Genomic DNA, 13,998 nt, shown 5'->3' with positions numbered 1-13,998 from the left:
ATTTCGATAGGAGCTGTGATGACAACGTATCCTGCCTTCGCACCCGCTGCCCCGGGCGCGGATTTTCTGAACATCTTTGCGCAACTCGGCAATGCCTACACACACTCGTTCCAGTCGAGCGCCCAGGATATCTGGATGAGTTCCGCCCGCATCGTCCAGGAGCACACGGCCCGTGCGATCGCCAACGCATCGCAGGACTGCATGGCCGCGCTCGCGAAGAACGCCGCCGATATCGGGCAGCGCTCGTTCGCCGACATCGTCGGTGCCCACCAGCAGGCGCTGGCATCGATGGGCGCGGCGTTCACGAAGTCGGTGATGGCCGGGGCCGCGCCGCAAAACGTCGGCAAGCTGTTCCTGCCGGCGTGACCGCTCGCGGAGATTTGTAGCCAGTTTGTAACTGCCGCATCGTCGCCCCCCGGCGCGGCCGCCGCCGCGCCAGCCCCCGCCAGTTCAGCCTTTCCACCCGCCGCATGCCGGCGCGAACCTCATGCATTCCCCTGTTTCCCATGGTTTCGGGGTGTAAATGTAAGCAAAGCGAAACAAGCCGCAGAATCCGCTGTGATAGAGTCGATTTGATAAGCATAGTTACTCTACTGAACAGCCACAAGGATCAGCGATGACCTCGCCAGCAGCGCTCACGAACCCCCCGAACAAACCCCGCCGCCGTACCCGTATCCTCGGAACCATCATCGCCATCCTTGCCATCGCCGCCATGGGCTGGCTCGCGTGGTACCTGACGCATCGGCCGGCCGAAGGCCCCGGCGGTCCGGGCGGGCCCGGCATGGCCGGTCCGGGCGGGCCCGGCGGCCCGGGCGCCCGCCGCGGCATGGCGACGACGGTCGGCGTCGCCACGGCCGAGCAGGCCAACCTGCCCGTTACGCTCGATGCGCTGGGTACCGTCACCGCGGCGGCCACCACCACGGTGCGGCCGCAGGTCTCGGGCATCCTGCAGAAAGTGCTGTTCAAGGAAGGCCAGCTGGTCAAGGCGGGCCAGGTGCTGGCCCAGATCGATCCGCGCCAGTTCGAGATGGCGCTGCTGCAGGCGACCGGCCAGCGCCAGCGCGACGAGGCGCAGCTGGAAAACGCGCGGCTCACGCTGGAACGCTACCGCACGCTGCTGTCGCAGGATTCGATCGCCCGGCAGGACGTCGACACGCAGGCGGCACTGGTCAAGCAGCTGGAAGGCACCGTGATGACGGACCGCGCAGCCGAAGGCACCGCCAGGCTCAATCTCGGCTACACGAAGGTGGTGGCGCCGATCACCGGCCGCGTGGGCCTGCGCGTCGTCGACGTGGGCAATCTCGTATCGAGCAGCGATGCGAACGGCATCGCCGTGATCACGCAGCAGTCGCCGATCGATGTGGAATTCGCCGTGCCGCAGGACCGCGTGCCGGACATCATGAGCCGTGCCTCCACCGGCGCCACGCTGGTGGCGCAGGCGTATGACCGCACCCGCACCGAGGTGCTGGCGAGCGGCCGCTTCGCCGCGCTGGACAACCAGGTCGACACCTCGACCGGCACCGTGATGGCCAAGGCACGCTTCGACAACGACAGGATGACGCTGTTTCCCAGCCAGTTCGTCAACGTGCGGCTGGAAATGCGCACGATCGCCAATGCCGTGCTGGTGCCGGTGACGGCGCTGCGCCACGGCACCGATGGCGACTATGTGTGGGTGCTGAAGAACGACCGCACGGTGGCGATGCGGCCGGTGAAGCGCGGCCAGGCCACGGTGGACAAGGTGCAGGTCGTCACCGGCCTGCAGGTGGGCGAGAAGGTGATCACCGAGGGCGCCGACCGGCTGAAGGAAGGCGCGCAGGTGACGCTGCCGGGAGACAAGCCAGGGCAAGGCCGCCAGCGCCAGGGCGGGCAGTCCGGCACCGGACCGGCGGGCCGGGCCGATACCCGCCCGGCCGGCGCGCCCGACGTGGCGCCGGGCGCCGTGGGCAGCGACGCGGCGAAAATGCAGGACCGCCGGGCCACGCAGGGCGAGGCGCCCGTGCGCTCGATGCCGGAAGAGGGCGGCCGCAGCGCGCCGAGCGCCGCGGACGGCACCAATACCGCGGCCGGTGCCAGCGGCCAGCGCGGCAATGAGCGCCGCGAACAGCCGGCAGCCGCACGATGAGTCCATCGGCACCATTCATCCGCCGGCCGGTCGCCACGTCGCTGCTGATGCTGGCGATCATGCTGGCGGGCCTGGTGGGCTTCAAGTTCCTGCCGTTGTCCGCGCTGCCGCAGGTCGATTTCCCGACCATCCAGGTGCAGACGCTGTACCCGGGCGCCAGCCCGGAAGTGATGGCGCAGACCGTGACGGCGCCGCTGGAGCGCCAGTTCGGCCAGATGTCGGGCCTGCAGCGCATGAGTTCGAACAGCGCGGCCGGCGTATCGATCATCACGCTGCAGTTCGGCCTGGGCCAGACGCTCGACGTGGCCGAGCAGGAAGTGCAGGCCGCCATCAACGCGGGCAGCTCGCTGCTGCCGACCGACCTGCCGGCGCCGCCCGTGTATGCGAAGGTCAACCCGGCCGATGCGCCCGTGCTGACGCTGGCCATCACGTCGGACACGATGCCGCTGACGGAAGTACAGAACATCGTCAACACGCGCCTTGCCTTGAAGATCAGCCAGGTTTCGGGCGTGGGCCTGGTCAGCCTATCCGGCGGGCAGCGCCCGGCAGTGCGCATCCAGGCCGATACGCTGGCGCTGGCCAGCTACGGCCTGGGCCTCGACACGCTGCGCACCGCGATCGGCAATGCCAATTCGAACAGCGCCAAGGGTTCGTTCGACGGCCCCACGCGCGCGTTCACCATCAACGCCAACGACCAGCTGCTGACCGCCAGCGACTACAAGAGCCTCATCGTCGCCTACAAGAACGGCGCGCCGGTGCGGCTGACCGACGTGGCACGGGTCGTCGACTCCGCCGAAAACGTCAAGCTGGGCGCCTGGGCCAACACGAAGCCGGCGATCATCCTGAACGTGCAGCGCCAGCCCGGCGCGAACGTGATCGCCACCGTGGATGCGATCAAGGAACGCCTGCCCGAACTGCAGCAAGGCTTGCCGAGCGCGATGCGGGTGGACGTGCTGTCCGACCGCACCACCGGCATTCGCGGTTCCGTGCACCATGTGCAGCTCGAGCTGCTGCTGGCCGTGATCCTGGTGGTGCTGGTGATCTTCCTGTTCCTGCACAGCGTGCGGGCCACGGTGATCGCCAGCCTGGCGGTGCCGATCTCGCTGATCGGCACCTGCGGGGTGATGTACCTGATGGGCTACAGCCTGAACAACCTGTCGCTGATGGCGCTCACGATCGCCACCGGCTTCGTCGTCGACGATGCGATCGTGATGATCGAGAACATCGCCCGCTACATCGAGGAAGGCGAAACGCCGATGGCCGCCGCGCTGAAGGGCGCGAAGCAGATCGGCTTCACCATCATCTCGCTGACGGTATCGCTGATTGCGGTGCTGATCCCGCTGCTGTTCATGGGCGACGTGGTCGGCCGGCTGTTCCGCGAGTTCGCCGTCACGCTGTCGATCACGATCCTGATCTCGGCCGTCGTGTCGCTGACCCTGGTGCCGATGATGTCGGCGCGCTGGCTCACGTCGCACCAGAACGACGACCCGAAGAGCTTCGGCGCTCGCGTGCAGCGCTTCTTCGACCGCGTGATCCACCACTACGACCGCTCGCTGCAATGGGTGCTGCTGCGCCAGGGCCTCACGCTGTTCGTGGCGCTCGGCACGCTGTTGCTGACGGTCGTGCTGTACATGCTGATCCCGAAGGGGCTGTTCCCCACGCAGGACACGGGCCAGCTGCAGGCGCGCATCGAAACGGCGCAGGCGGTATCCTACGTCCGCATGGCCGAGCTGCAGCAGCAGGCCGCGAAGGCGATCCTGGACGATCCGGAAGTGCAGTCGCTCAGCTCCATCGTGGGCGTCGACGCCGCCAACAACACCATGCTGCACACGGGCCGCATGCTGATCAACCTGAAGGCGGATCGCGGCGACCAGCAGGAACTGATGAACCGGCTGCGCCAGCGCGTGTCCGAGGTGGCCGGCGTGCGCATCTACCTGCAGCCGACGCAGGACCTGACGATCGATGCCGAAAGCGGCCCGACGCAGTTCCGCGTGTCGCTCGAAGGTGCCGACACGGCCACCGTCACCGAATGGGCCAACAAGCTGGCGGTGCAGATGGCACGCAAGGAACAGCTGCGCAACGTGGTGTCCGACGCCGGCGCCACCGGCGCGGCGGCCTACATCGACATCGACCGCGATACCGCTTCCCGGCTGTCGATCACCGCCTCGGCCATCGACGACGCGCTGTACAGCGCGTTCGGCCAGCGCATCGTCTCCACCATCTTCACGGAGACGAACCAGTACCGCGTGATCCTGGAAGCGGCACCGGGCATGCTGTCGACGCCGCAATCGCTGGGCGACCTGCAGATCCGCACGGGCGGCGGCAAGCCGACGCCGCTGTCGGCCGTGGCGACGATCACCGAGCGGCCGGCGCCGCTGCAGATCACCCACGTGGCGCAGTATCCGGCCACCACGCTGGGCTTCGACACGGCCGATGGCGTGTCGCTGGGCCGGGCCGTGGATGCGATCAGGGAGAGCGCCACGGAGATCGGCTTGCCAAGTTCCGTGACGATGACGTTCCTGGGCGCCGCCGGCGCCTACCAGGCGTCGCTGACCAACCAGCTGTGGCTGATCCTGGCCGCCGTGGTGTGCGTGTACATCGTGCTGGGCGTGCTGTATGAGAGCTATATCCACCCGCTGACGATCCTGTCCACCTTGCCGTCGGCCGGCGTGGGCGCGCTGCTGGCACTGATGGTGTCCGGCCAGGACCTGGGCGTCATCGGCATCATCGGCATCATCCTGCTGATCGGCATCGTGAAGAAGAACGCGATCATGATGATCGACTTCGCGATCGAGGCCGAGCGCGACCAGGGCCACAGCCCCCAGGAAGCGATCCACCAGGCGGCCCTGCTGCGCTTCCGCCCGATCCTGATGACGACGCTGGCCGCGCTGTTCGCCGCCGTGCCGCTGATGTTCGGCTGGGGCGAGGGCGCCGAACTGCGCCGGCCTCTCGGGCTGGCCATCTTCGGCGGCCTGCTGCTGAGCCAGTTGCTGACGCTGTACACGACGCCGGTGATCTATCTTGCGTTCGACCGGATGGGCCAGCGGTTCGGCAGGAAGCCCGACCTTTCCGCTGGAGCGGCATCGTGAACCTGTCGGAACCGTTCGTCCGGCGCCCGATCGCCACCGTCCTGCTGACGATCGGCCTGGCGCTGGCCGGCATCGCGGCATTCTTCGTGCTGCCCGTGTCGCCGCTGCCGCAGGTGGATTTCCCGGCCATTTCCGTGTCGGCCAGCCTGCCGGGCGCGAGCCCGGACACGATGGCCAGCAGCGTGGCCACGCCGCTGGAGCGCAGGCTGGGCGTGATCGCGGGCGTCAACGAGATGACGTCGAATTCCTCGTCCGGCTCCACGCGCATCAACCTGCAGTTCGACCTGAACCGCAAGATCGACGCGGCCGCCCGCGAAGTGCAGGCGGCGATCAATGCGTCGCGCGCCGACCTGCCGGCCACGCTGAAGAGCAACCCGACGTATCGCAAGATGAACCCGTCGGATTCGCCGGTGATCATCCTGGCGCTCACGTCGCCCACGCGCAGGCCGGGCCAGATCTACGAAGCCGTGTCGAACATCGTGCAGCAGAAGCTGGCGCAGGTGAAGGGCGTGGGCGACGTGGAAATCGGCGGCGGTTCGCTGCCGGCCGTGCGCATCGAACTGCTGCCGTTCGCGCTGAACCAGTATGGCGTGTCGACGGAAGACGTGCGCGCCGCGATCCAGGCCACCAATGCCAACCGGCCGCGCGGCGCCATCGAGAGCGAAGGCCGCCGGCTGCAGATCTATGCGGCGCCCGGCATGGAGACGGGTGGGCGCACGGCGGCCGATTACCGCGACCTCGTCGTTGCCTGGCGCAACAACGCGGCGATCCGGCTGCGCGACGTGGCCACGGTGGAGGATGGCCCGGAAAACAAGAATACCCTTGGGCTGTTCAACGGCCAGCCGGCCGTGATCGTGCTGATCACCCGCCAGCCGGGCGCCAATATCATCGAGACCGTGGACAGCGTGCGCGCGCTGCTGCCGCAACTGCGCGCCCAGCTGCCGCAGGACATCACCGTGTCCGTCGCATCGGACAGCACGACATCGATCCGCTCGTCGCTGCACGAGGTCGAGTTCACGCTGATCCTGTCGGTGGTGCTGGTGGTGCTCGTCGTCAGCGCGTTCCTGCGCAGCGTGCGGGCCACGATCATCCCCGCCATCGCCACGGTCGTGTCGCTGCTCGGCACGTTCGGCGTGATGTACATACTGGGTTTTTCCCTGAACAACCTGTCGCTGATGGCGCTCACGGTGGCCACCGGGTTTGTGGTCGACGACGCGATCGTCGTGCTGGAAAATACCGCGCGCCACGTCGAGAACGGCATGGACCGTTTCAAGGCCGCGCTGCTCGGTGCAAAGGAAGTGGGTTTTACGGTGCTGTCGATCAGCCTGTCGCTGGTGGCCGTGTTCATCCCGCTGCTGTTCATGGGCGGGCAGGTGGGCCGGCTGTTCCGCGAGTTCGCCGTCACGCTGTCGGCCGCCGTGATGATCTCGCTGGTGATTTCGCTGACCACCACGCCGATGATGTGCGCGTGGCTGCTCAGGTCCGAGAAAGACCGCAAGCCGCCGGGCCGCATCTCGCGCGCGTTCGAGGCCAGCTTCGACTGGATGCAGCGTGTGTATGCGCATGCGCTGGACTGGGCATTGCACAGCGTGTGGCTGGTGATGCTGATCCTGGGCTTCGTGGTGGCGCTGAACGTGTACCTGTTCGCCGCCGCGCCGAAAGGCTTTTTCCCGCGCCAGGATACGGGACAGGTCAACGGCGGCCTGCGCGCCGACCAGAGCATCTCGTTCCAGGCCATGCAGCAGAAGCTGCGGCAACTGGTGGAGATCATCCGCAAGGATCCGGCCGTCGACACCGTGGTGGGCTTCACGGGCGGTTCGCGCGCCGGCGGCGGTTTCATGTTCATCAACCTGAAGCCGGCGGACGAGCGCGACGTGGCCGGGCAGGCCGTGATCGACCGCCTGCGCCCGCAACTGGCGAAAGTGACGGGCGTGCAGCTGTTCCTGAACCCGGTGCAGGACTTGCGCATGGGCGGGCGCTCCAGCAATTCCACCTACCAGTACACGCTCAAGAGCGACAACCGGGAAGACCTGAAGAACTGGGCGACGAAGCTGGCCGACGCGATGAAGAACCAGCCGGAAATGACCGACGTCGATACCGACCAGCAGGACAATGGCGTGGAAACCTTCGTCACCATCGACAAGGAGACCACGGCGCGCTTCGGCATGACGGTGAAGGACGTCACCAACTCGCTGTACAACGCGTTCGGCCAGCGGCAGGTGGCCACCATCTACGATGAGCTGAACCAGTACAAGGTGGTGATGGAGGTGGCGCCCGAATACGCGCAAAGCCCGGAAGCGCTGCGCGACGTGTATGTGCCGGGCAGGGCGGCGATGGAAGCCACCGATACGGCCACCGATACCGGCGCCACGTCGGGCGGCACCAACGCGTCCACCAACAATGCGCAGGGCCAGCGCGATTCGTCCACCGGTTCGGCATTGTCGACCGCGCGCTCGGCGATGGTGCCGCTGTCGGGCATCGCCTCGTTCGCGGAAAGCGCCACGCCAACGTCCGTCAATCACCAGGATGGCGAGCTGGCGACGACGATCTCGTTCAACCTTTCCGAGGGATTCACGCTGAGCCAGGCGCAGGAGGCGGTGAAGCAGGTGGAGGCCGATATCGCGATGCCGAACAATGTGCGCGGCAGCTTCGAGGGCCAGGCGAAACAGGCCGAGGAATCGAACAAGCAGCAGCCTTTGCTGATCCTGGCCGCGATCGTCGTCATCTACATCGTGCTCGGCATCCTGTACGAAAGCCTCGTGCACCCGATCACGGTGCTGTCCACGCTGCCGTCGGCCGGCGTGGGCGCCGTACTGGCACTGCTGCTGTTCCGCATGGAGTTTTCCATCATCGCGCTGATCGGCGTGTTCCTGCTGATCGGTATCGTCAAGAAGAACGCGATCCTGATCATCGACTTCGCGCTGGAGGCGGAGCGGGCGCGCGGTATTTCGGCGATCGAGGCGGTGCGCGAGGCGTGCCTGCTGCGCTTCCGTCCGATCCTGATGACGACGCTGGCCGCCGCGCTGGGCGCGCTGCCGCTGGCGATCGGCTTCGGCGAAGGCTCCGAGCTGCGCCAGCCGCTGGGCATCGCCATCATCGGCGGCCTGGTCGCCAGCCAGTTGCTGACCTTGCTGACGACGCCGGTCGTCTACATCCTGCTCGACAAGCTGCGCACGCGCAATCCCGAAGAACGCAACCTGAGCCGCGCCGCCGGCGACGCGCCCCTGACCACATGAAGACCACCATGATGCATCGCCTCTCCGCCATCGCCCTTGCCGCCGCGCTCTGCGGCTGCGCCGTCGGCCCGAAGTACGAAGTACCGGCAGCCGCCTCGCCAACGACCTTCAAGGAAGCAGAGGGCTGGACGCCGGCGGCGCCGGCCGATACGCTGGAACGCGGGCCGTGGTGGCTGCTGTTCGGCGACCCGGTGCTGAACGAGCTGGCCGCGGCGGTCGACGTGAACAACCAGAACGTGGCGCTGGCCGCGGCGCAGTATGCACAGGCACGCGCCGTCGTCGCCGAGCAGCGCGCATCGCTGTTCCCCACCGTGGCGCTGAACGGCTCGGGCAACCGGTCGGGCGGCGGCGACACGCGCCCGTCGAACAACTACCGCGTCGACATTGGCGGCAGCTGGGAGCCGGATATCTGGGGCAGCCTGCGCGCCGGCGTGACGGGCGCGCAGGCGAGCGCCCAGGCCAGCGCGGCGGATCTCGCCGCGGCCCGGCTGTCCGCCCAGGGCGAACTGGTGGCGAACTACATCGGCCTGCGCCAGGCGGACGCGGAAACGCGGATCCTCGGCACCACGATCCAGGGCTACGAGCGGGTGCTGCAGATCACGCAGAATCGTGTCAACGCGGGCGTGACGGCCAAGTCCGACCTGCTGCAGGCGCAAACGCAGTTGTTCAGCGCGCGCGCCGAGCTGCTGACCGTGGTGCGGCAGCGCGCCGTCTACGAGCATGCGATTGCGGTCCTGCTGGGCAAGGCGCCGGCCGAGTTCTCGCTGGCCCCGGCATCGTGGCGCATCGTCGTCCCCGAAGTGCCGCTGGGCGTGCCGTCGACGCTGCTGCAGCGCCGGCCAGACATCGCCGCCGCCGAACGCGACGTGGCTGCCGCCAACGAGAACATCGGCATCGCGCGCGCGGCGTACTTCCCGTCGCTGAACCTGTCCGCCTCGTACGGCTACGGCAACAGCCAGGTGGGCGGCCTGTTCAGCGCCTCGAACACCCTGTGGTCGCTGGGCCTGTCGGCCGCGCAGACGATCTTCGACGCCGGCGCCATCGCCGCCCGCGTCGAGCAGACGAAGGCCGCGCGCGACGCCGCCATCGCCCGTTACCGACAAACGGTGCTGGACGCGTTTGCCGACGTCGAAGACCAGCTGGCCGCCACCCGCGCGCTGGCGCAGCAGCAGGACCTGCGCCGGCAGGCATCGGAAGCCGCCGACCAGGTCGAGCAGCAGATGGAGAACCGGTATCGCGCCGGGCAGGTGAACTACACGGAAGTCGTCAATGCCCAGGTCACCGCGCTGTCCGCCCGGCGCGCGCTGATCCAGGTGCAGGCGGACCGGCAAACCACCGCTGTCGCGCTCATCCAGTCCCTCGGCGGCGGCTGGCGTATGCCGTAAGGCAAAACTGGGGACGTACCCCTGTTTCCAGGAAATCCCTGCGGCTTTTCCCTGCACGGGAAGAATCTTGCTGGGAAACATTGGTGACAAGCGGGGCGGCCGCAGTTTTGCGGAAACTTTCTTTTAAACAGGGGTACGTCCCCAGTTTTGCCCGTTTTCACCGTATACTTCCCCGGCTTTTCATCAACCCCAGGGGAACATATCTTGTTCAAAAAACTAGTCCTGCCGGCCACGCTGCTGGCCGTCTTCGGCACCGCACACGGCGACGAAGGCCAATGGCAACCCCACCAGCTGCCGCAGCTGAAATCGGAACTGAAGCGCATCGGCATCGAGATTCCGGCCGAACGGATCGCTGACCTGACGAAGCACCCGATGAGCGCCATCGTGTCGCTGGGCGGCTGCTCGGCGTCGTTCGTGTCGCCCGACGGCCTCGTGGTCACCAACCACCACTGCGCCTACGGCTCGATCCAGCGCAATTCGACGGCCGAGAAGAACTACATCGTCGACGGCTTCCTGGCGAAGACGCGCGCCGAGGAACTGCCGGGCGGCCCGAATGCGCTCGTGTACGTGACCGAGAAGGTCGAGAACGTGACCGGCCGCGTGCTGGAAGGGCTGGAGAACGTGGGCGGCAAGGCGCGCCACGAGGCGATCGAAAGCCGCATCAAGGCTTTGATCGCCGAATGCGAGACCGACAAATCGTATCGCTGCTCGGTGCCCGCGTTCCACCGTGGCCTGGAGTACTACCGCATCCGCCAGATGATGATCCGCGACGTGCGGCTTGTGTATGCGCCGGCGGACATGGTGGGCAACTACGGCGGCGACATCGACAACTACGAGTGGCCGCGCCACACGGGCGACTATTCGTTCCTGCGCGCCTACGTGGGCAAGGATGGCCGCCCGGCCGACCCCTCGCCGGACAACGTGCCGTACAAGTCGAAGGACTACCTCGTGGTGTCCGCCGAAGGCCTGAAGGCGGGCGACCCGATCCTGCTGGCCGGCTACCCTGGCCGCACCAGCCGCTACAAGCTGCCGGCCGAGATCCGCTTCGCGCGCGATGTGAGCTACCCTGCGTCGGTGGCCGAATACCAGGCCGACCTGGACACGATCGCGGCGGCCACGAAGAACAGCAAGAACGACGAGGTGCGCTATGCGTCCGTGGCGAAGTCGATCAACAACCGGATGAAGAAGACGCAGGGCCTGCTGGACGGCTTCGCACGCAAGGACATCGCCGCCATCAAGGATGTGCAGGATGCCGAGTTCCGCGGCTGGTTTAACAGGCAGGGCAACGTATCGCCGACGATGCTGGCCGAGCTGGATGCCGCGATTGCCGCCGACATGGCGCTGGAACAGCAGACGTTCGCGTGGAACGTGGCGACGAATTCCGACCTGTTCAAGAGCGCACGCACGCTGTACCGCCTGGCGCTGGAGCGCAGGAAGCCGGACGCGCAGCGCGAATCCGGCTACCAGGACCGCGACCTCGCCATGATCAAGGCCCGCCTGGCTCGCCTGGAACAGTCGTACGTGGGCGGCGTCGACCAGGCCCGCTTCACGGCAGGCCTGCAGCGCTATGCGAAACTGCCGGCGGCATTCCACCCGCAAGGCCTCGATGCGCTGCTACCGGCCGTGTCCGACGTGCCGGCCCTGTATCAAAAGTCGACGCTGGGCGACACGAAGACGCGCCTGGCGCTGCTCGATGCCGATGCCGCGACGCTGGAAAAATCCGATGACCCGTTCATGCAGCTTGCCGTGAAGATGCACGCGTTCGCGCTGGCGATGGAAGAACGCACGAAGGAATCGGAAGGCAACCTGGAAAAGGTGATCCCGCAGTACATGAGCGCCGTGATCGCGTGGAAGAAGTCGCAGGGCAAGCCGGTGTACCCGGACGCCAACTCCACGCTGCGCGTGACCTACGGCACCGTGGACGCATATTCGCCGAAGGACGGCGTCACGAAGGGGCCGTTCACGACGGTCGAAGGCATCGTCGAGAAGCACACGGGCAAGGATCCGTTCAACGCGCCGCGGGCATTGCTCGATGCGGTGAAAGCGAAGCGCTACGGCCAGTTCAAGGATCCGGTGCTGGGCACCGTGCCGGTGAACTTCCTGTCCAGCGCCGACACCACGGGTGGCAATTCCGGTTCCGCGATCGTCAACCGGCGCGGCGAACTGATCGGCCTGAACTTCGACTCGACCTATGAATCGATCACGAAGGACTGGTACTTCGACACGGCGATCACGCGCGCGATCCACCTCGATGTGCGCTACATGCTGTGGGTGATGAAGGAGGTCGACGGTGCCGACAACCTGCTGAAGGAAATGAAGATCAGGTATCCAGGAAAACAAGCGAAGAAATAAGGCAGCGACTTGTTCGATGGAAGCCGCCGTCCGCCAGGACGGCGGCTTTTTTCATGCCGCGAGCAGGTCGAGCGTGGCCTGGTCCGGTTGCCCGGCGTGGAAGAGGGACAGGGCGGCATCGAACGGGGCGCCGCCGCCCGCTGCCGCGAACAGCGTCATCGACGAACGGAATTTCAGCGCGTCGACATGGCCCAGGATCGTGTCGATCCGCGTGCCCGCATGCGCGTTGACGAGGTCCGTGCATTCGCGCAGCCTTGCGCCGAGGAGCGGATGATCGAGGTAGGCGCGTGCCTCGTCCAGCGAGGCGATGCCGTAGTACTGCGCCGTTTCCGAGCGGCCCAGCCCCTTCAGCTGCGGAAAGATGAACCACATCCAGTGGCTGGCCTTGCGTCCGGCGCGCAGTTCGCGCAGCACGTCGTCATAGGCGCGGTCCTGTGCGGCGGTAAATCGGTCGAGGTTGAATGGCATGCTGTCCTCCGGGGCAAGCATGCAGTCTACATCAGCAGTCTGGTCCGGCGCGCCGCCCCATGGCATAATCCGCAGTCCTCCAGCGCGCCGCCCCATGAACGAATCCCTCAACCTGCTCGGCCTGTCCACCACGCCGCTCGAACTGCTGTCCTTCGTGCTGTCGATCGCCACCGTCTGGCTGAACATCCGCCAGAACCACTGGGCGTGGCTGTTCGCGATCCTGTCTTCCGCACTGTACGGCGTGGTGTTCTTCCAGTCGAAGCTGTACGGCGACATGGGGCTGCAGTTCGTGTTCATCACGGTGTCTTTCTGGGGCTGGTACCAGTGGCTGCATGGCGACGACAGGCATGCGCGCCTGCCCGTGACGGGGCTGTCCTGGGCGGGCCGGGCGGTGGCGGCGCTTGGCTGGATCGTGGGCTTCATCGCGCTGGCGTGGTTCCTGATGTCGTTCACGGATACCGACGTGCCGTTCGCGGACGGCTTCCTGACCGCCGGCAGCCTGGTGGGCCAGTTGCTGCTGTCCCGGAAAAAGCTGGAGAACTGGCACGTGTGGATCATCGTCGACGTGCTGTATGTGGCGCTGTATGTGCACAAGGGCCTGATGCTGACGGCATTGCTGTATGGACTGTTCGTCGCGATGGCCACGATCGGCCTGCTGGCATGGCGCAAGGCGATGCTGGCCGATGCGCTGGACAGCGAGCCTGCCAGCAAGGCCATGGTGCTGCGATGAGGACGATGCGCATCGCGATCGTCGGCAGCGCTTCTTCCGGCAAGACGACGCTGGCGCAGGCGCTGGCCGAACGCTACCGCGACGTGTGGGTGCCGGAATACCTGCGCGAATTCGTCGAGCTGCGCGCTCGCGTGCCGGTCGAGGCCGACCAGCTGCACATCGCCGAAACGCAGGCCGCGCGCGAGGACCTTGCCCTGGTGCGCGCCAGCCGCTTCCTGTTCTGCGACACCACGCCGCTGATGACGGCCGTGTACAGCCGCCATTACTTCGGCCGCGTCGACCCGCGCCTGGAACAACTGGTCGCGGCGCGCCGCTACGACGTCACGCTGGCCTGCGCGCCGGACATCCCGTGGACGCCGGATGGCCTGTGCCGCGAGCCGGAAGACCAGAGCACGCCGGTGAATGCGATCCTGTCCGAGGAACTGGCCGCGCGCGCGATCGCGCACGTGCGCATCCACGGGCCGCTCGAGGAGCGGCTGCGGCAGGTCGAAGAGGTACTCGGCCGCGGTTGAGCCCGTGTTGTGGGACCATCGGTCCCACAACACGGGCTCAACCAGAGAACGCGTTAGAAGTTCAACTGCGCGGACGCCCGGAACGTGCAGCCGAGCCCGTGTCC

9 protein-coding genes are annotated in these 13,998 nt (G+C 66.9%); 8 read left to right on the top strand and 1 reads right to left on the bottom strand.

Going from position 1 to position 13,998, the window contains the following annotated elements; all coding sequences use genetic code 11:
- Positions 1 to 18 precede the first annotated feature (18 nt).
- The 6 genes from ACY65G_RS02270 to ACY65G_RS02245 all read left to right on the top strand — a co-directional run bounded on the left by ACY65G_RS02270 (position 19) and on the right by ACY65G_RS02245 (position 12,184).
- Complete coding sequence (locus ACY65G_RS02270; RefSeq protein ID WP_464995738.1) at positions 19 to 366, top strand: hypothetical protein; 348 nt, start codon at positions 19 to 21, stop codon at positions 364 to 366.
- Positions 367 to 616: 250 nt separating this feature from the next.
- Positions 617 to 2,122: an efflux RND transporter periplasmic adaptor subunit gene (locus tag ACY65G_RS02265; protein WP_464995737.1), complete on the top strand. Its 1,506-nt coding sequence runs from the start codon at positions 617 to 619 to the stop codon at positions 2,120 to 2,122.
- Entirely contained in the window at positions 2,119 to 5,211 is a 3,093-nt protein-coding gene (locus ACY65G_RS02260) for an efflux RND transporter permease subunit (RefSeq protein ID WP_464995736.1), read from the top strand. Before ACY65G_RS02265 ends, ACY65G_RS02260 begins: the two co-directional genes overlap by 4 nt.
- On the top strand, positions 5,208 to 8,447 hold the full coding sequence (locus tag ACY65G_RS02255; RefSeq protein ID WP_464995735.1) for an efflux RND transporter permease subunit: 3,240 nt from the start codon (positions 5,208 to 5,210) through the stop codon (positions 8,445 to 8,447). The genes ACY65G_RS02260 and ACY65G_RS02255 overlap by 4 nt, the downstream gene beginning before the upstream one ends.
- Before the next feature lie 8 nt (positions 8,448 to 8,455).
- Entirely contained in the window at positions 8,456 to 9,832 is a 1,377-nt protein-coding gene (locus ACY65G_RS02250) for an efflux transporter outer membrane subunit (protein ID WP_464995734.1), read from the top strand.
- A gap of 204 nt (positions 9,833 to 10,036) precedes the next feature.
- Positions 10,037 to 12,184, top strand: a complete 2,148-nt coding sequence (locus ACY65G_RS02245; RefSeq protein WP_464995733.1) for a S46 family peptidase — start codon at positions 10,037 to 10,039, stop codon at positions 12,182 to 12,184.
- A gap of 51 nt (positions 12,185 to 12,235) precedes the next feature.
- Here the strand turns inward: ACY65G_RS02245 and ACY65G_RS02240 are convergent, their stop codons facing one another.
- Positions 12,236 to 12,652, bottom strand: a complete 417-nt coding sequence (locus tag ACY65G_RS02240) for a DUF1810 domain-containing protein (protein ID WP_464995732.1) — start codon at positions 12,650 to 12,652, stop codon at positions 12,236 to 12,238.
- 94 nt (positions 12,653 to 12,746) lie between these two features.
- Here ACY65G_RS02240 and pnuC point away from each other — a divergent pair, with 94 nt between their 5' ends.
- Complete coding sequence (gene pnuC, locus ACY65G_RS02235) at positions 12,747 to 13,382, top strand: nicotinamide riboside transporter PnuC (protein WP_464995731.1); 636 nt, start codon at positions 12,747 to 12,749, stop codon at positions 13,380 to 13,382.
- A complete protein-coding gene (locus ACY65G_RS02230; RefSeq protein WP_464995730.1) occupies positions 13,379 to 13,894 on the top strand; it encodes an AAA family ATPase in 516 nt (171 codons plus the stop codon). The genes pnuC and ACY65G_RS02230 overlap by 4 nt, the downstream gene beginning before the upstream one ends.
- Positions 13,895 to 13,998: the final 104 nt, after the last annotated feature.

Source organism: Pseudoduganella sp. jia 12 (assembly GCF_055502675.1).
The sequence above is the reverse complement of the archived record's forward strand: the minus strand, read 5'-3'. Positions and strand labels throughout refer to the sequence as shown.

Bases quoted from the DNA above. Each gene is read 5' to 3' on its own strand.
- ACY65G_RS02270 (WP_464995738.1), top strand. From the start codon at position 19: ATGACAACGTATCCTGCCTTCGCACCCGCTGCCCCGGGCGCGGATTTT.
- ACY65G_RS02265 (WP_464995737.1), top strand. From the start codon at position 617: ATGACCTCGCCAGCAGCGCTCACGAACCCCCCGAACAAACCCCGCCGC.
- ACY65G_RS02260 (WP_464995736.1), top strand. From the start codon at position 2,119: ATGAGTCCATCGGCACCATTCATCCGCCGGCCGGTCGCCACGTCGCTG.
- ACY65G_RS02250 (WP_464995734.1), top strand. From the start codon at position 8,456: ATGATGCATCGCCTCTCCGCCATCGCCCTTGCCGCCGCGCTCTGCGGC.
- ACY65G_RS02240 (WP_464995732.1), bottom strand. From the start codon at position 12,652: ATGCCATTCAACCTCGACCGATTTACCGCCGCACAGGACCGCGCCTAT.
- pnuC (WP_464995731.1), top strand. From the start codon at position 12,747: ATGAACGAATCCCTCAACCTGCTCGGCCTGTCCACCACGCCGCTCGAA.
- ACY65G_RS02230 (WP_464995730.1), top strand. From the start codon at position 13,379: ATGAGGACGATGCGCATCGCGATCGTCGGCAGCGCTTCTTCCGGCAAG.